At 66.2% G+C, this 17,286-nt stretch carries 17 protein-coding genes; 4 read left to right on the top strand and 13 right to left on the bottom strand.

What is annotated here, in order from left to right; translation table 11 throughout:
• Positions 1 to 29: 29 nt before the first annotated feature.
• From AC3A3G_RS12205 to AC3A3G_RS12190, 4 genes are all read right to left on the bottom strand, one after another.
• Positions 30 to 1,031 carry a FecR family protein gene (locus tag AC3A3G_RS12205; RefSeq protein ID WP_368924741.1) on the bottom strand — a complete coding sequence of 334 codons (1,002 nt, stop codon included), beginning with the start codon at positions 1,029 to 1,031 and terminating at the stop codon, positions 30 to 32.
• Positions 1,028 to 1,588: an RNA polymerase sigma factor gene (locus AC3A3G_RS12200; RefSeq protein WP_200167823.1), complete on the bottom strand. Its 561-nt coding sequence runs from the start codon at positions 1,586 to 1,588 to the stop codon at positions 1,028 to 1,030. Before AC3A3G_RS12200 ends, AC3A3G_RS12205 begins: the two co-directional genes overlap by 4 nt.
• Positions 1,589 to 1,789: 201 nt before the next feature.
• Positions 1,790 to 3,331, bottom strand: a complete 1,542-nt coding sequence (locus AC3A3G_RS12195) for a class I adenylate-forming enzyme family protein (protein WP_487488301.1) — start codon at positions 3,329 to 3,331, stop codon at positions 1,790 to 1,792.
• The gene (locus AC3A3G_RS12190) at positions 3,328 to 4,128 is read right to left on the bottom strand and encodes a crotonase/enoyl-CoA hydratase family protein (RefSeq protein ID WP_487488300.1); all 801 of its coding nucleotides are present in this window, start codon (positions 4,126 to 4,128) and stop codon (positions 3,328 to 3,330) included. Before AC3A3G_RS12190 ends, AC3A3G_RS12195 begins: the two co-directional genes overlap by 4 nt.
• A gap of 123 nt (positions 4,129 to 4,251) precedes the next feature.
• Here AC3A3G_RS12190 and AC3A3G_RS12185 point away from each other — a divergent pair, with 123 nt between their 5' ends.
• Positions 4,252 to 5,019, top strand: a complete 768-nt coding sequence (locus AC3A3G_RS12185) for a type IV toxin-antitoxin system AbiEi family antitoxin domain-containing protein (RefSeq protein WP_487488299.1) — start codon at positions 4,252 to 4,254, stop codon at positions 5,017 to 5,019.
• Positions 5,020 to 5,040: 21 nt separating this feature from the next.
• Here the strand turns inward: AC3A3G_RS12185 and AC3A3G_RS12180 are convergent, their stop codons facing one another.
• Genes AC3A3G_RS12180 through AC3A3G_RS12160 form a run of 5 tightly spaced genes read right to left on the bottom strand, consistent with a single transcriptional unit; the run spans position 5,041 to position 9,787 of the window.
• Positions 5,041 to 5,775 carry an SDR family NAD(P)-dependent oxidoreductase gene (locus tag AC3A3G_RS12180; protein ID WP_368924739.1) on the bottom strand — a complete coding sequence of 245 codons (735 nt, stop codon included), beginning with the start codon at positions 5,773 to 5,775 and terminating at the stop codon, positions 5,041 to 5,043.
• A gap of 29 nt (positions 5,776 to 5,804) precedes the next feature.
• On the bottom strand, positions 5,805 to 6,581 hold the full coding sequence (locus tag AC3A3G_RS12175; RefSeq protein ID WP_487488298.1) for an SDR family oxidoreductase: 777 nt from the start codon (positions 6,579 to 6,581) through the stop codon (positions 5,805 to 5,807).
• Between the two features lie 14 nt (positions 6,582 to 6,595).
• Positions 6,596 to 7,618 carry a phosphotransferase family protein gene (locus tag AC3A3G_RS12170; RefSeq protein WP_487488297.1) on the bottom strand — a complete coding sequence of 341 codons (1,023 nt, stop codon included), beginning with the start codon at positions 7,616 to 7,618 and terminating at the stop codon, positions 6,596 to 6,598.
• On the bottom strand, positions 7,615 to 8,865 hold the full coding sequence (locus tag AC3A3G_RS12165; RefSeq protein WP_487488296.1) for an acyl-CoA dehydrogenase family protein: 1,251 nt from the start codon (positions 8,863 to 8,865) through the stop codon (positions 7,615 to 7,617). Before AC3A3G_RS12165 ends, AC3A3G_RS12170 begins: the two co-directional genes overlap by 4 nt.
• Positions 8,866 to 8,878: 13 nt before the next feature.
• Positions 8,879 to 9,787, bottom strand: a complete 909-nt coding sequence (locus AC3A3G_RS12160; RefSeq protein WP_200167831.1) for a crotonase/enoyl-CoA hydratase family protein — start codon at positions 9,785 to 9,787, stop codon at positions 8,879 to 8,881.
• An 80-nt stretch (positions 9,788 to 9,867) separates the two neighbouring features.
• Between AC3A3G_RS12160 and AC3A3G_RS12155 the strand changes: the two genes are divergently transcribed.
• Together AC3A3G_RS12155 and AC3A3G_RS12150 are read left to right on the top strand one after the other, a co-directional pair.
• Entirely contained in the window at positions 9,868 to 10,518 is a 651-nt protein-coding gene (locus tag AC3A3G_RS12155; RefSeq protein ID WP_487488295.1) for a TetR/AcrR family transcriptional regulator, read from the top strand.
• A complete protein-coding gene (locus AC3A3G_RS12150) occupies positions 10,515 to 12,143 on the top strand; it encodes a class I adenylate-forming enzyme family protein (protein ID WP_487488294.1) in 1,629 nt (542 codons plus the stop codon). Before AC3A3G_RS12155 ends, AC3A3G_RS12150 begins: the two co-directional genes overlap by 4 nt.
• Before the next feature lie 128 nt (positions 12,144 to 12,271).
• Here the strand turns inward: AC3A3G_RS12150 and AC3A3G_RS12145 are convergent, their stop codons facing one another.
• From AC3A3G_RS12145 to AC3A3G_RS12135, 3 genes are all read right to left on the bottom strand, one after another.
• Positions 12,272 to 12,772 carry a pirin family protein gene (locus tag AC3A3G_RS12145; RefSeq protein WP_487488293.1) on the bottom strand — a complete coding sequence of 167 codons (501 nt, stop codon included), beginning with the start codon at positions 12,770 to 12,772 and terminating at the stop codon, positions 12,272 to 12,274.
• Complete coding sequence (locus AC3A3G_RS12140) at positions 12,742 to 13,125, bottom strand: pirin family protein (protein WP_487488292.1); 384 nt, start codon at positions 13,123 to 13,125, stop codon at positions 12,742 to 12,744. The genes AC3A3G_RS12145 and AC3A3G_RS12140 overlap by 31 nt, the downstream gene beginning before the upstream one ends.
• A 257-nt stretch (positions 13,126 to 13,382) precedes the next feature.
• Positions 13,383 to 14,753, bottom strand: coding sequence for an FAD-containing oxidoreductase (locus AC3A3G_RS12135; protein WP_487488291.1), 1,371 nt, complete (start codon positions 14,751 to 14,753; stop codon positions 13,383 to 13,385).
• A gap of 313 nt (positions 14,754 to 15,066) precedes the next feature.
• On the opposite strand from AC3A3G_RS12135, the gene AC3A3G_RS12130 reads away from it, so the two are divergent.
• Positions 15,067 to 16,860, top strand: coding sequence for an ABC transporter ATP-binding protein (locus AC3A3G_RS12130; RefSeq protein ID WP_487488290.1), 1,794 nt, complete (start codon positions 15,067 to 15,069; stop codon positions 16,858 to 16,860).
• Between the two features lie 67 nt (positions 16,861 to 16,927).
• On the opposite strand, the gene AC3A3G_RS12125 is transcribed toward AC3A3G_RS12130, so the two are convergent.
• Positions 16,928 to 17,251 (bottom strand): ArsR/SmtB family transcription factor, encoded by a 324-nt coding sequence (locus tag AC3A3G_RS12125; RefSeq protein WP_368924732.1) that lies wholly within the window; start codon positions 17,249 to 17,251, stop codon positions 16,928 to 16,930.
• Between the last annotated feature and the right edge of the window lie 35 nt (positions 17,252 to 17,286).

The following is a 17,286-nucleotide window of genomic DNA, read 5'->3' as shown; positions in this document are numbered from 1 at the left end:
TCCCCTCAGCCTTGGCCGTGAAGTTTTTGCTACGTTTTCTTGCTGGAGATCACAGTTCGTCCGTCCGCGGATCGGCGTACGGACAGGTCGAAAACATCGGCCATGGCCTCGGCGAAAGCATCAGCCTCCGACGAACGGAAGGCGCCGCTGACACGCAGTTCTCCGGCTTCGGCATCCGCCACCACCATACGCTGACGGGCATAGCGATTCATCTCGGCGACCGCTTCGAGAAGCGGCGTTTCCTCAAAGAAGATCACACCGTCACGCCAGCCGGCCAGACGCTGGATATCCGCTGTCCTGACCGTGACGGAGCCGTCGCGCCCCGCACGCATGACCTCACCGGCCGACAGAGTTTGCGGCGCCCCCTCAGCTCCCACGGAAACCCGCACCACGCCATCCAGCATCGCCACACGCAGCGCGTCGGGCAGAACCAGGACATCAAACGCCGTGCCCACTGCCGTCACTCTATGCCCGGCCGCGATCACATCAAACGGGCGAGAAGGATCATGCGCGACATCAAAGAAAGCCTGCCCCTTCACCAAGGTTATCCTGCGCGTATGAGCGTCATAGGCCGTCTCGACCGCGCTGTCGGCGTTCAGCGTCAGTAGCGAGCCGTCAGACAGGGTGACGGTCGCCCGCTCGCCTGCCGCTGTAACGTAGCGCTGCGTCGAGACACCCGCGCCGAGCGTCGTTGGAAAATCCAACCCTCCCCCCGCCGCCCACCATCCGGCTCCGCCCAGGATTGCGACCGCAGCAAGCGTCGCCGCCACGGCCGTCGGGAAGGATCGCTTCTCGCTACGCGCCTTCAGCGCAGAACCACGCATCGCTATCAACACGTCTTCGCCGGCGAAACGATCCAGCAGCAGGCCTGCGTCGCGCACGGCGTCAAAAGCCGCCTGACGCCCAGCATCGGCGGCCAACCAGTCCGCCAGTTCGACGGCCTCGACCGGCGACAGTCCGTTCTCGACGCGCAAGACCCATAGAACGGCGCTTTCGTTCAGATCAGAGGCCGTGGATTTCAGCCCGCTCATTGCGAGACCTCCTGCAGACGCGCTGCAAGATGGGCCATGCCCTTGACCAGACGCCGCTCCACCGTGCTGACGGATATCCCGAGCCTGCGCGCGATCTCCACATGGGTCAGGCGCTCCAGTCGCGCCAGGAGCACAACATGACGCGTGCGCTCCGGCAGCGAACGAAGCCCGTCGACAAATCTCTGCAACTCCTGACGCCCCTCCACGACACGATCAACCGCGTGGTCGGCGACAGCATGCAAGGCCTCCTCATACGGCGTGTGCCGCTCCTCATGCCGGGCGCGAGCCCGCCGATGCCGATCCACGGCGACCGAAGCCGCCGTCTCGAACAGATAGGCCTCTCCGTGAGACGCCACAGCCACTTCGGGCCGTCGCGACAGCCGCACGAACACGTCCTGGACCGCATCCTCGGCGTCCGGCGCCGACAAGCCGCGCCGCTGAAAATAGCGCAAAAGGGCCGGACGCGCGCGCTCAGACAGGGCCGCCAGAGCGCGATCGCCGCCGTCTTCGTCCTCATCGCTCAGCTTTTCGGCCACGCCCGTCCGCCATGCCGCCATGGAGCCACACCCTCATTCCTACGCGGTCGTTGCGGATGGTTTGTGAAGGTCCGCACATAGTGAAACGAAAGAGACTCGCGAAACCCCTCACTCTGGGATCAGGCAGAGACGGACTGCCCCAGACTGGGCGCTCGATCCGCAGCTTTTCGAGACCTGCGCCATCGGAGCAGGCCTTTAATGACGGCGAGCGATCGCTTTCTGTCAGAGCGAGCGCCGCCCCAGATCCAGTTCCTTCGCTTTTTTCCTGAGCGCGCGCCGGTCGGTCTTTCCGACAGCCGTCCTGGGGATGTCCGCGCACGGTTCGATCCAGTGCGGCTTCTTGTAGGAAGCAATCTGGCGTCCGACATGGGCGATCAGTTCGGCAGGCTCCGCATCGTCTCGCAGGACAACGAACGCCACCACCGCCTCCACCCATTTGTCATTGGGCGCGCCGACCACCGCCGCCGCCTGGACGGCGGGGTGGCTCATCAGGGCGTCTTCGACCTCACGCGGATAGACGTTATAGCCGCCCGAGATGATCATGTCGGATGTTCGGTCCTTCAGGTGAAGGACGCCCTCGGCGTCGATCAGGCCGACATCGCGCGTATGCACCCAGCCTTCGGCGTCGAAGGTTTCGCGGGTCAACTCATCTGCTTTGAAATATCCCCTGGCGGCGCAATCGCCGCGCACCAGGATTTCTCCGGCCTCGCCGGGCTCGGCGTCAGCGCCGTCTTCGCGCAGGATGCGGATTTCCATCTCCAGGACCGGCCGACCACAGGCGCCCAGGCGGTCGCCTTCGTGATCCTCGGGCCGCAGCACGGCCAGGGCCAGGGGCGCTTCGGTCTGACCGTAATACTGCCAGAACTTGTCCTGACCGAAGCGGGCCATGGCGCGCTCGATCACCGGGCGCGGCATGGGCGAGGCGCCGTAGATGATCCGTTGCAGGGAAGACAGATCACGGCTGTCCAACTCTGGGCGCTCCAGCAGCATCTGCAGCATGGTCGGCACAAGATTGATCGCCGTCGCGCCGTACCGCTCGATTGCGGCGAGGAAAGCGTCTGGCGCGAAACCGGGCAGGACGACGCTGCGCCCGCCCCTCACCCACAGGGGCAAAATGAAGGTGCCGCTGGCGTGGATCAGCGAAGCCGCGTGCAGCATCACGTCGTCCGGCCCTGCGTTGAACAGGTTCAGCAGGATGTTGCGACAGATCGCAGCGCATGAGGCCTGGGTGTGCTCGACCGCCTTCAACACGCCCGTCGTGCCCGAGGTATAGAGGGTCAGGATGACGTCCGTCGGCTGCGGTCGATAGGAAGGCGGCGTGTCCTCTTCCCATGCGGCTGCGGCCTCCAGGTCGACCCCGCTCGCGGCCTCGCCCAAGGTCAAGACGATCAACTCCGGCAGGACCGCCTTGAGACCCTGCGCGCGCTCCAGCAGGGCCAGATCACAAACGACAAACCGGCACTCGGCCTCACGGACCATGCGGACATGCTCGTCGAGCGACAACCGCGCGTTCAGCGGCACCCGGTTCACCCCCGCCTTCGCACAGGCGAAGTCGAACGGCATGCTGGCGATGGAGTTGTTGATCAGCAGGGCCACCCGCGCGCCCGGCGTGACGCCCTGAGTCTGCATGGCGCGCCCATAACGGTTCGCTCGGGCGTTCACCTGAGCAAAGGTTTGTTCGACCTCGCCCACGACCATGGCGATGCGATCGGCGTGCTGGGCGGCGCCGCGCTCGACCAGTTCAACGTACAGAGGGGCGGTCATTGAGCCTTCTCCTCTTTCGCACTCTTGAAGACGCCATGGCGCCCCTCTCCGGCGACGAAGCGTCCCGCGCCATTCACGCCCTCCGCCTTGACGATGGGAACGCCGTGCCGCCCTTCCTGGCGCAGCGCCTCCGCCAGAGGGTAGTCCCACTGGCGATGCGCGCTCATGCGATCCGCCTTCATGCAGGCCTGCGGGAAGGCGGCGATCTCATGCGCCAGAGCCTCAGCCGCTTGCCTGGCCTGCCCGTTGGGAACCACCCGGTTCGCCAGTCCCATGGTCGCCGCCTCGGCCGCATCCACCGGCCGGCCGGTCAGGATCATGTCGAGCGCATAGGACATTCCGATCAACCTCGGCAGGCGCACCGTCCCGCCGTCGATCAGCGGCACCCCCCAGCGACGACAGAAGACGCCGAAGGTCGCCCCCTCTTCCGCCACCCGCAAATCGGCCAGCAAGGCGAGCTCCAGCCCGCCCGCAACCGCATAGCCCGACACCGCCGCGATCAGAGGCTTTTCCAGCATCAGGCGGCTGGGCCCCATCGGCCCCGCACCGCCGCCCTCGGCGTCCAGTTCCAGCGCGCGCTCGGCATCCGTCACCGCAGATAGGTCCGCCCCCGAACAGAAGACGCCGTGATCGCCCCACAGGACCGCCACGCGCTGCTCGGGGTCCGCCTCAAAGGCTAAAAAAGCCTCGCGCAGAGCCTGGGCCATGGGGCCGTCGACGGCGTTCCGTCGTTCGGGCCGATCCATGATGATGGTCGTCACTGGACCGTTGATCTCACTCCTGACTCCGCGCGACATGAGGCCTCCAAACATTACAAAAACTGTCTGATTTGGACTATGTCAGAAATATTTTGCGGCTGGCAAGTTCAGGGTTAGGCCTCGACCATGGAAACACCGCTCCCGCCTGCGACAGATCTGCTCATGGACCTGTTGAGCGTTCCGGCCGGTCGCCCGCTCAGCGTCCGCGCGCTTTGCAGCGCCGGTGAGCATCTGGGCTTTCCCGAAAACGCGGTACGCGTCGCCCTCACCCGTCTGGTGCGACAGGGAAAGATCGAGAAGGTCGGCCGCGGGGCCTATGCCGTGCATCCGTCGCAATTGCCGCTGATCAACGATGTCGCCCATTGGCGCTCGCGACTGGACTGGATGGGACCGTGGGACGGCGGCTGGATCGCGGTGGCCAGCCCCTCCATGCCCGCCGCCCAGCGCACGGCGCAGCGACGCCACGACCGGGCTCTGGATCTGCGTGGTTTTCGCGCCTGGCGTCCGGGCTTCCATGTCCGCCCCGACAATCTGATCGGGGGCGCCGAGGCCTTGAGCGAACAGCTTGCGCGTCTGGGCCTGGCCGAGGGTGCGGAAGTCGTCGCGCTGAAACCCTTGCGCCACGACCAGACCCAGGACGTCGCCTCCCTGTGGGACGTAGCCGCCCTGCACCACGCCTATGGCGAACTGCTGGCGCAGGTCGAGGGCAGCCTTCGCCGACAGCCGACGCTGGAACTGGGCGCCGCCGCGCGCGAATCCCTGCTGCTGGGCCGGACCGTCATCGCCCGCCTGGCGCGCGATCCTCTGTTGCCCGACGCACTGATGAAGGGCGACGCGCGTCATCGCCTCGTTCAGGCCATGGACGCCTATCAGCAGGCCAGCCGCAGCGTCTGGGAAGCCCTGATCACGCCCTCGGATCAGCAAGGCTGACGGCTCAAACGATCTCCCCGATCAGTTGACCGGATGGCTGGACGACAGGCCTCCGTCCACGACCAGGGCGTGACCGTTGACATAGGCGGCCTCGGGCGAGGCCAGGAAGGCGATGGCGTCGGCGATCTCTTCGGCCGCCCCGCCTCGGCGCAGCGGGTTGATCCGGCCGATCTGACCCTCCCGCCCCTTGGCGCGGGCGTGGTCATAGATGACCTGGGTCATGCCCGTCTCGATCAGCCCGGGGCAGACGGCGTTGACGCGAATCCCTGTGCCCGCCAGTTGCTGCGCGGCGGTCTGAACAAGGTTGATCACGCCCGCCTTCGAGGCGGAATAGGCCGGACCGCCCGCCCCCGCGCGCAAGCCCGCCACCGACGCGGTGCAGACGATGGCGCCCTGGCGTCCGGCGTCCTTCATAAGCCGCGCGCCATGCTTGATGGCCAGGAACGGACCGATCAGATTGACCCGCAACAAGGCGGCCCAGTCGTTCTCATCCTGCTCGAACAAGCCGGCGAAGCCGCCGCTGATCCCAGCGTTGGCGCAGACGATATCGACGCCGCCGTGGCGCGCCATCGCCGTTTCAAGCAAGGCGATCACATCGGCCTCGCTGCCTGCGTCGCCCTTGAAGGAGACAATGCCGGCGGCGTCATCGGCGATCCGTTCGATGTCTTCGCTCAGATCAGCGGCCAGAACGCGCGCGCCTTCCGCCGCGAACAGCCTGGCGGCGGCGCGGCCGATGCCCGAGGCGGCGCCGGTCACGACGACGCTCTTGCCTTCAAAGCGCGGCGTCACAGGGCGCCGCCGATGGTCGCGCCGCCGTCGATCACCAGCGTATGGCCGCTGACATAGGCGCCCGCCTGAGAGGCCAGAAAGACGGCGGCCCCGGCGATGTCTTCCGGCTCGCCGATCCGGCCCAGCGGCGTGGCGTCCTGCAGGCGCTTTTCGGCCTTGGGGTCTTCCCACAGGGCGCGGGCGAAGTCGGTGCGGACCACGCCGGGCGCGATGGCGTTGACCCGCACATTGTGACGGCCCAGCTCGACCGACAGATTGCGCACCAGCTGAAGGTCGGCGGCCTTGGAGATGTTGTAGGCGCCGATCACGTCCGAGCCGATCAAGGCGCCAATGGACGAAACGATGATGATGGCGCCGTCCTTCTTCTCGATCATGCCGGGGGCGACCATGTTGATCAGCCAGTGGTTGGACAGGACGTTGTTTTCGAAAATCTTGCGGAAGTGAGAGTCTTCGAGCCCCAGCATCGGGCCATAGGCGCTGTTGGTCGCGGCGTTGCAGACCAGGATGTCGACGCCGCCGAAACGCTCGCGCGTCTGGGCGACCAGATTTTCCAGCGCCGCCTTGTCCGAGATGCTGGCGGCGATGGCCACGGCTTGTTCGCGGCCGCGGCTTTCGTTGATGGCGGCGGCGACGGCATCGCAGGCGTCCTGTTTGCGGCTGGAGATGACGACATTGGCGCCCGCCTCGGCCAGGGCCTCGGCGATGGCCCGGCCGATGCCGCGCGACGAGCCGGTGACGATGGCGGTCTTGCCGCTCAGATCAAACATACGCATGGGCGAAGGGATCCTTATTCTTCGGCGCCGGCCAGGCGGGCTTCACGCCAGGCGGCCTTGGTCAGGGGTTTCAGCATGGCCACGGCGTCGGCGGCCTTGGCGCTGGAGGCGTTGCCCGACAGCATCCGCTTCTTCACGCCCTGGATGATGCCGATCAGGCGTAACAGGTTGAAGGCGAAGTGCCAGTGCAGGTCCGGCAGGTCATCGCGGCCGGTGGCGGCGCAATATCGCCGGGCCATGTCGTCCAGCGACGGAATGCCCGCAGCCTCAAGGTCCAGACCGTTCAGACCGGCGCGGCCGTCGGCGGGCAGGATCCAGTTCATGGCCAGATAGGCGAAGTCGGCCAGCGGGTCGCCTAGCGTCGCCAGCTCCCAGTCCAGCACGGCGCGGACCGTCATGGAGTCCGGCGTATAGATCAGATTGTCGATGCGATAGTCGCCGTGGATGATGGCGGTGCGTGTCTGTTCCGGCGCGGTGCGCGGCAGGAAGTCGATCAGGCGCTCGACCTCGGGCAGGTCGTCGGTCTGGGCGGCGCGATACTGCTTGGTCCAGCGGGCGACCTGACGCTCGAAATAGTTGCCGGGGCGGCCGAAGTCCTCCAGCCCCACGGCGACCGGATCGACGCTGTGCAACTGGGCCAGGGTATCGACCATGACCTCATAGGCGCCGCGACGCTCAAGCGGCGACAGGTCCGGCAGGGCGCCGTTCCAGAAGGTGCGTCCCTCGACCAGCTCCATCACATAGAAGGCCGAACCGATGACGTCCTCGTCCTGACACAGGGCCAGCGGCGCAGGCACGGGAAAGCCGGTCGGATGCAGGGCGCTGATCAGCCGATATTCGCGATCGACCGCATGGGCCGAGGGCAGCAGCGGTCCGAACGGGCGACGGCGCAGGACATAGTCCCGGCCGTCGACGGTCATCCGATAGGTCGGGTTCGACTGGCCGCCGGGGAACTTCTCCAGACGGATGTCGGCGGGCGCGGCGGGCAGGACGCCCGCCAGCCACTGTCCCAGACGCGCGACGTCCAGATCGCTCATCGCGCCGCCTCCGCGTGGCGGGCGAACTCGGACCGGGCGATGGCGCGGGCGTGGACCTCGTCCGGGCCGTCGGCGAAGCGCAGGGTGCGGATGCCCGCCCAGGCCGCCGCCAGTTCAAAGTCCTGGGACACGCCGCCGCCGCCGTGGGCCTGAATGGCGTCGTCGATGATGCGCAGAGCCATCATCGGCGCCTGGACCTTGATCATGGCGATCTCGTCCTTGGCCGCCTTATTGCCCGCACGGTCCATCATGTCGGCGGCCTTCAGGCACAGCAGGCGCGTCATCTCGATGTCGATGCGGGCGCGGGCGATGCGCTCTTCCCAGACCGAATGCTCGCCGATCCGCTTGCCGAAGGCGACGCGCGTCATCAGGCGGCGGGCCATCGCCTCCAGCGCCTCTTCGGCGGCGCCGATGGTGCGCATGCAGTGGTGGATGCGGCCCGGGCCCAGACGGCCCTGCGCGATCTCGAAGCCGCGCCCCTCGCCCAGCAGGATGTTCTCGACCGGCACGCGCACGTCGGTCAGGCTGACCTCCATGTGGCCGTGCGGGGCGTGGTCATAGCCATAGACGCTCAACGGCCGCTCGATTTTCACGCCCGGCGCATCCATCGGGACCAGGATCATCGACTGCTGGCGATAGGTCTTCGCGTCCGGGTCGGTCTTGCCCATGACAATGGCGATGCGGCAGCGCGGATCGCCCGCCCCGGACGACCACCATTTGCGGCCGTTGATGACATAGTGGTCGCCGTCGCGACGGATCTGCGTCTGGATGTTGGTGGCGTCGGACGAGGCGACGGCCGGTTCGGTCATCAGGAAGGCCGAGCGGATCTCGCCGTTCATCAGCGGCGTCAGCCATTTCGCCTTCTGCGCGGGCGCGCCGTAGCGGTGCAGCACCTCCATGTTGCCGGTGTCGGGCGCCGAGCAGTTGAACACCTCGCTGGCCCATTCGATGCGGCCCATCTCTTCGGCGCACAGGGCGTATTCGAGGTTGGTCAGACGCTCGCCGGTGAACTTGAAATCGTCCGGCTCATCCATGCCGTCGGGCGCGGGCGGCATGAACAGGTTCCACAACCCGGCGGCGCGCGCCTCGCCCTTCAGCGCCTCGATCGAGGGCAGGGGCGCGGCCCAGCGGTCGCCTTCGGCCACCTCGGCTTGGACGGCGGCGATGCGCGGTCGCACCTTCTCAGCCATGAAGGCCCGGACGCGCGCCTGGAACGACCGTTCGCGTTCCGTCAGGGTGAAATCCATCGTTTGCTCCTGATTAGGACCGACGGCCCAGCGTCTCGTCCATCTGACGAATTAACTCCCGCGCCTCATCGCCCTCGGGGATCGGGCGCCCGCTGTCGCGCCAGGCGATGGCCGACTTGAAGCCTTCGGTCTGGGCATGGCGGCGGAACCAGAGACCTTCCGGATTATGGCGGGTGATGCCGTCGAACACCGTCGCCATCATCTGAGACTGCTCCAGTCCCATGGTCAGCATGACCTGGTTAACCACCATCTTGTGCATGGCCAGGTGCGAGCGCGGCACCCCGGCGATCCGCTCGGCCAGGCGCAGCGCGGCGGCGTCCAGGTCTTCCGGCGCGGCCACGATATTGGCCAGGCCCCAGTCACCCGCCGTCTTGCCCGTGATGAGATCGCCGGTGAACATCAACTGCTTGGCGCGCGCCGGCCCCAGGCGATAGGTCCACATGGCCGTCGTCGGGCACCCCCAAACGCGCGTCGGCATGTAGCCGATGCGGGCGTCCTCAGCCATGACCAGCAAATCGCAGCACAGGGCGATATCGCTGCCGCCCGCGACAGCCGCGCCGTGCACCTTGGCGATCGTCGGCTTGGCGCAGCGCCACAGCGCCATGAAGTCCTCGGTGTTCCGCTTCATCCGCGCATAATCGTCCATGGGATCCCATGGATGACGCTCCTGCTGGCACGGATGGTCGATCTGGCTCTCCGCCGAGGCCGCCAGATCATACCCCCCGCAGAAACCAGGACCGGCCCCCTCGACGATGATGACGTGCACTTCGTCATTCCGCTCGGCCCACTCCACCGCTGCGCGGATCTCGCCGGGCATCTTGTCCGTGATGGCGTTGAAGCGCTCGGGCCGGTTCAGCAGCAGCCTGGCGATGCGCGGCTGCTGGGGATCCTGTTCGATCTGCAAACTGGTGAAGACAGGCATGCGAGGCTCCTCGGTTGACGAGGCGGACAATGGGTCGCATCAAGTTGACAGTCAACATTGACGGTGAATAACATCCGCTTATGACCCAGACGCCCGCCCCTTCCGACGCCGCTCCGAAGCTGACGCGCAAGGCGCAGAGGGAGGCCACGCACGCCGCCCTGCTGCAGGTGGCGGTCATGCTTCTGATCGAACGAGGCGCGGCGGGCGTCACGACCCTGGAGGTCCAGCAGCGCGCCGATGTCAGCCGGGGCGCCCTGCTGCATCACTTCCCGACACGGGCTCACCTGCTGTCAGCGACGGTCACCGAGCTGATCCGCCGCAACGAAGAAGCCGTATGGCGCGAGCAGGCCCACACTGCGTCAGAAGGCGATCCCCTGACCGAGGCGATCCGCAGCCTGGTCGCCGCCGCCTCCACCTCCTCCTACGTTGCGGAAATGGAACTGTGGGCCGTCTCCCGAACGGACCCTGCGTTGCGCGACACCCTGCGCGCGGCGGAACAGGACGCCCTGAAGGCGCGCGAGCGGGTGCTGGACGAGTTGTTCGCCCCCCTGCGCCACGAGCCCGGCTATCGCCGTCTGGTCGAGCTCAGCATCGAATTCGTGCGCGGCCTGGCCCTGTCCAATCTGCTCCGGAACGACAGTCGTCGCAGCGACGAACTGGTCGCAGCCTGGGTCGACGCCGCCAGACTGATCATTGAACGGGCGCGAGACCCGCTGGGAGGAACACCATGACGAAAGGCCTTCAGACCTCATACTGGCCGGCGGATCAGAGCAGCCCGATCTGGGACATGACAGTCGGCGATGTCCTGCGGCGGGGCGCCGCCCTGGCGGGCGAGCGCGAGGCGCTGGTCGAAGTCGCACCGGACGGCGCCCCTTCCCTCACCGCCGCCGCATCAACGGACCGCCGCTGGACCTACCGCCAGCTTCTCGATGAGGCAGAGGCCTGCGCCCACTGGCTGTTGGCGCGTTTCGCGCCCGGCGAACACGTCTGTATCTGGGCGCCGAACGTGCCTGAATGGATCGTGGTCCAGTACGGCGCCGCCTTGGCTGGGCTGGTCGTCGTCACCGCCAACCCCGCGTTACAGGAAGCCGAACTGCGTCATGTGCTGAAACAGTCCCGCGCTTCGGGTTTGATCTACGTCGATCAGTTCCGCGGCTATGACATGGCCCAGACGGCCCGCCGCATGGACGACGTGGTGCGCGAACGCATCTCCCTCACCGGCTTCATGGATCGGTTGAAGATCGTCGAACCCGTGCGCGACCTCCCTCCCGTCGGGCCGGACGCGCCGGTCCAGATCCAGTTCACCTCCGGCACCACCGGCCTGCCCAAAGGGGCCTTGCTGCATCATCGCGGCATGGTGACCAACGCCGCCTTCCTGGTCGACCGATCGGGGCACCTCAACGAGATATGGGTCTCGCCGCTTCCGCTCTTTCACACCGCCGGGTCGGGCCTTTGCGTCCTGGGATGCGCCACCCGCCTGTCGACCCTGGTCCTGCCCTGCCTGTTCGAACCCAGGCTGATGCTGTCCGCGATAGAGCGCGAACGCGCCACGGTCGTCGGCGGTGTTCCGACCATGCTGGTGGCCCTGCTCGAAGCTCTGCCCGAAGGCCGCAGCGACCTCTCATCCCTGCGGGTCATGGTCTCGGGCGGCTCGCCTGTTCCTCCCAAGCTTCACGAACGGGTGGAAGCCGCCTTCGGCTGCCCCCTGACCAGCCTGTTCGGCCAAACGGAGCTGAGTCCCAGCCTGACCGCCAGCAGCCCCGATGACAGCGCGGCGGATCGCGCCGAAACCTCGGGCCGTCCCCTGCCCCAGGTCGAGGTGCGGATCGTCGATCCTCAGACCGGCGAGCTGGCGCCCATCGGCCATGACGGAGAGGTTCAGGCGCGCGGCTATCAACTGATGCTGGGCTACGTGGGCCAGGACGACGCCACGGCCCGCACCATCCTGCCTGACGGCTGGTTGCGAACCGGCGACATCGGCCACCTGGATTCGCGTGGCTACCTCCGCATCACCGGCCGTCTCAGCGACATGATCATCCGTGGCGGCGAGAACCTCTATCCTGCCGAAATCGAGGCCGCCCTGACGCGCCATCCGGCCGTGGCCGAAGCGGCGGTCTTCGGCCTGCCGGACGACCATTGGGGCGAGATCGCCGCCGCCGCCATCCGCCTCCACCCCGACGCAACCCAGATCGAGGCCACCGATCTGAAATCACATTGCCGCAACCTGCTCTCGCCGCAGAAGACCCCCTCGGACTGGTTCGTCGTCGAGGTCATGCCTCTGACGCCTTCCGGCAAGATTCAGAAGTTCACGCTCAGGGACGATGCCTCGGCGAGGCGCCTGCGAAAGATCAGCTGAACCCAGGCCGTCGGCTCGACATATCAAGACAGCTGAGGCGGCGGATTGGACGCCGGCGGTGAAATAACCGAACACAGACCCGAGACCCAACCGTCGCGACAGGGGAACAGCCGCCACAGCGGCGGACATCAAGACGCGCTGAAGGGCGCGCCGAACCCCCCGGCGCGATAGTCCTGCATCGCCTGGTCAAGCTCAGCCTCGGTGTTCATGACAAAGGGTCCGCGAGCGGCCACCGGTTCATCCAGCGGCGCACCAGCCAGCAGGACGACATGCAAGGCGCTGTCGGCCGTGATGGACACAGAGCTCTCCTCGGTCAAATGCTCCATCCATAAGGTGGCGTCAGGTCCGCCTTGCGTCGCTGCGGCGCCGAAGCGGCCCTTGCCGTGGATGACATACAGGAAGCCGTTGTAGCCGGCCGGCAAATCCTGGACGAACCGGGCGCCCGCCTCCATGCGTATGTCCAGCATCATCACCGGGGAATGACTCTGCGCCGGGCCGACCGTGTCTCCCGAGCGACCTGCGATGACACGCATCTCAACGCCAGGCTCTCGCCGGACCGGCATGTCCGTGCCGCGCAAATCCTGATAACGCGAGGCGGTCAGCTTGTCCTTCGCCGGCAGGTGAGCCACAACTGGAGCACATGGACGAAATCATCATCGGCCGGAATTTCATTGTGGATCACGCCTCGTCCAGCCGTCATCCACTGAGTATCGCCTGGCCCCAGTTCGCCCCCGCCGCCCTTGTTGTCTTCATGACGAAGGCGGCCCGACACGACATAGGTGACGGTCTCGAAGCCCCGGTGCGGGTGCGGTCCGAACGCCCCGCGCTTGAAGCGATCGTTCATCATCGACAGGAAAGGATCGTGCGCCCGCCAATCGCCCGGCATGACGGCGGCGCGGCCGTCGCGAATGGCGTCCTGGTGCATCGGTTGCGATAGCGTGGCGCGGACGATCCCGCGTTCAGGAAGCTGCTTGTTCGACATGCCCGTCTCCTTGGCGGCGGCCGCTATGTGCGACGTCGCATGGCGATGTGGGAGGGGCGCGCCCCGTCCCGATCAATATAATATTGAAACAGCAGAATAACTGAATTTCATTCTTTATAATGGAACAAAAAGAAAATTTTTGCGCCTACATGCTCTCCGAGCATTGATCAAATCAAGCAAATGCATAGGCACACAATCTCGCCCAGACCGATAGTCTTGAAAATTGACATTCCTGACAGCGCCCATACGGCTCTCGCCTACTCAAGCCCGCCCAGAACCGTCGGAAGAAGTTCGGACACGGTGGGGTGGATATGCATGATGCGGCGCACGTCGTCAGCGGTCGCGCCTCTCGCCATGGCGTCGACCAGCACATGAACCGCTTCGTCGCCCTCCACGCCCAGAATGGCGCCGCCAAGGATTGCGCCGGTACCAACCTCCACCACCACCTTCATGAAGCCCTGAATCTCGCCTCGCTCTACTGCGCGCCCGACCCGACTCATGGGCCGCTTTCCGACCTTGACCGTCCGTCCCGCCTTGCGCGCCTGAGCCTCGGTCAATCCAACACGACCGAGAGGCGGGTCGATATAAAGGGCGTAACAATCAATCCGATCGCTTACCCCGCGCGCCTCGCCGTCCAACAGGTTGGCGGCGACGATCTCGAAGTCATTGTAGGCGGTATGGGTAAAGGCGCCGCGACCATTGCAATCACCCAACGCCCAGACGCCCGGCGCGCTGGTCGCCAACTGGTCGTCGACGATGACATATCCGCGCTCATCGGTCGCAACGCCAGCCTGATCCAGACCCAGATCATCCGTGTTGGGACGTCGGCCGACCGCCAGCAACACATGCGAACCGACCACGGCCGGGCTACCTGAAGCGCAGTCGACGCCTACTTCCACGCCGCCCTGCACGTTAGAGAAACGGATACACTCGGCATTCGTGCGTATCTGAACGCCTTCGGCCGCCAGAAGGTCATGGATAGCCTCGGACACGTCCGGGTCTTCGCGAGCGATCAAGCGCGCACCTTTTTCGATGATCGTCACCTCGGCGCCGAAGCGGCGATACATCTGGGCGAACTCCAGACCGATGTAGCTGCCGCCGACCACGACGAGATGCCGGGGGACCGCGTCCAGCTGAAGGATGCTGGTGTTATTGAGCAGGACGACGTCATTCGCCCCCGGAAAGTCGGGCCGAGCCGCTCGCCCGCCGACATTGATGAATATCTTCGGCGCGCTCAGGCGGCGCTCGCCGACCGCCACGGTATCCGCCGACACGAAACAGGCGGGACCACGCACCAAGGTGCAGCCCTCAAGTCCCCCGAGCCAGGCCTCAAGACCATTGCGGGCGTTGGCGGTCACAGCGTCGGCGCGCGCCTTGATCGTCTTCATGTCGATCGCGATCTCGCCCAGGATATCGACGCCCCATGCCCCGGCGCCGCGCACCACCCTGGCTGCGCGGGCGCTGGCGACCAGGGCCTTGGTCGGCATGCAACCGCTGTTGACGCATGTCCCTCCAATGAGATGCCTCTCAATGAGAGCCGCCTTCATGCCGCCCTGAGTCAGGCGCTCCACAAGGGGCGGGCCGGCCTGGCCGGCGCCGATGATGATGGCGTCAAACGTCTCGGACATTGGAGCTCCCCGCTAGATCCAGGATGTTTCGACAACGCCTGAATGCCGTGATCGTCCCCAGGTCTTCATTGACGCGAGATTCAAGCTCCCTCAGACGGGAGCATTGCTGTCGAAAACCGGACCTGCTATCTGGGGAGCGTCCAGCTATTCAAGGGAAGGAGGGCATGATGATCGACAAGACCACGCCCGTCCGCAGGTTCCCGATGGTCAGCGGCCGCCACGACCGCTGACGCACATTGCGGCTCCATGAAGAGCCGCGTCCCTGATCATTGCTGACACAAGGACCGCGTAAATCTGCGCGGTTATTTCTCCCATGACAGACCATGACGACGCCGACGCGCGCCTGCGCGCGTCCGTGCTGCGCAAGGTGCTCGCCTTCACCTTCCGCCTGTGGCGCCGAACCCCCTTGCTGGCCGTCGCCTGCGCCGGGACGATGCTGCTGGCGACCCTCACGGAAGTCTTCACCCCGCTCTACGCCGGGCGCATCATCGACGCGGCGGGCCGCGGCGACGTCGGCGCCGCCTGGGCGGCCTTCGCCGTCATCACCGCCCTGGGCGCCGCGATGGTCGTGCTGCGCCACCTCGGCTGGTGGGCGATCACGCCCCTGACGCTGAAGATGATGCAGGACGTGACGCAGGAGGGCTTCGCGCGCGTCCAGCGACTGTCGACCGACTGGCACGCCAACGCCTTCTCGGGTTCGACCGTCCGACGGATCACGCGGGGCATGTGGGCGCTCGACACCCTGAACGACGTGCTGCTGCTCTCGCTTCTGCCGTCGCTGACGGTGCTGGCGGGGACGGTCATCCTGCTGGCGCTGCACTGGCCGATCCTGGGCCTCGTGATGGGCGTCGGCGCGATCGCCTACATCGCCCTGACCGTCGGCCTGGCGACGCAGGTGCTGGCGCCGACCGCGCGGCTGTCGAACCAGTGGGACACCCGGATCGGCGGCGTATTGGCCGACGCCATCGGCGCCAACGCCGTGGTCAAGGCTTTCGGCGGCGAGGCGCGCGAGGAAGCCCTGTTGGCGAAAACCGTCGCCAAGTGGCGCAAGCGGACGCACCGCACCTGGATGGCCTTCACCTGGGCCGGCTCCGGGCAGATCGCGCTTCTGTGGCTGATCCGGCTGGCGGTCACGGGCGTGGCGCTGTGGCTGTGGATGCGCGGCCAGGCCAGCGCCGGCGACATGGCCTATGTCATCACCAGCTATCTGGTCCTGAACGGCTATCTGCGCGACATCGGCATGCATATTCACCAGCTTCAGCGTTCGGTGAATGAGATGGAGGAGTTGGTTCAGCTTCACCAGGAGCCGCTGGGCGTCCCCGACCAGACCGATGCGCAGCCGATCCAGGTCAGGCACGGCGCCATCCGCTTCGACGCCGTCACCTTCCACTACGCCGGCCAGGAAAGACCGTTGTTCCGAAACCTCGACGTCGCCATTCCGGCGGGCCAGCGCGTCGGACTGGTGGGACGCTCAGGCTCGGGCAAGACCAGCTTCGTCAAGCTGGTCCAGCGCCTCTATGACGTCGATGACGGCCGGGTGATGATCGACGGGCAGGACGTGGCCCACGCGACCCAGGCGTCCCTGCGCCGCCAGGTCGCGATCGTGCCGCAGGAACCGATCCTCTTCCATCGGTCGATCGCGGACAACATCGGCTATGGCCGTCCCGGCGCCACGCCCGAAGACATCGAGCAGGCCGCGCGCCTCGCCAATGCGCACGACTTCATCGCCCGCCTGCCGAAGGGGTATCAGACCCTGGTGGGCGAGCGAGGGGTCAAGCTGTCCGGCGGCGAACGCCAGCGCGTGGCCATCGCGCGGGCCTTCCTGGCGGATGCGCCGATCCTGATCCTGGACGAGGCGACGTCCAGCCTCGATTCCGAGAGCGAGGCGGCGATCCAGGAGGCGATGGAACGGCTGCTGATCGGCCGCACCGCCATCGTCATCGCCCACCGGCTGTCGACCGTCCGGGCGCTGGACCGCATCCTGGTCTTCTCAGGCGGCGAGATTGTCGAAGACGGAACCCATGACGCCCTGCTCCAGACCGGCGACGGCCACTATCGCCGCCTGTTCGAACGCCAGTCAGGAAAGACTCCAGAGATAATGGAGTAAGACAAGGCGACGAGGGCGCCGCGCCGACAGGCGCCCTCGTCAACAACCGTCAGATGACGAGACCAGCCTAGCTTTCCAGATCGCCTTTCAGTCGGTCAATCAGAGACAGGGCGTGTCCGGCGTATTCGCTGATCCAGCGGTCATGGATGCGTTTGATCGGCAGGGCGTCGAGATGGTTCCACCGCTCGCGCCCTTCCCTTCGCGCCACCACCAGACCGGCGCCTTCCAGCACCTTCAGATGCTGCATCACCGTGCAGCGGTCCATATCGTCGAAACGCTCGCACAATCCGCCGGTGGTGACAGGACCATCTTTCAGGCAGTCCAGCATCTGTCGACGACGAGAGTGAGCCAACGCCTTGAAAACACGATCATCTTCTATCTCGTTTGACATGTTATTTTTTTATAACATAAACTGGCCTCCTGCAA

The sequence above is a fragment of the Brevundimonas sp. Soil_N_31 genome (genome assembly GCF_057655995.1).
This window is presented reverse-complemented; position numbering and strand designations above follow the sequence as displayed.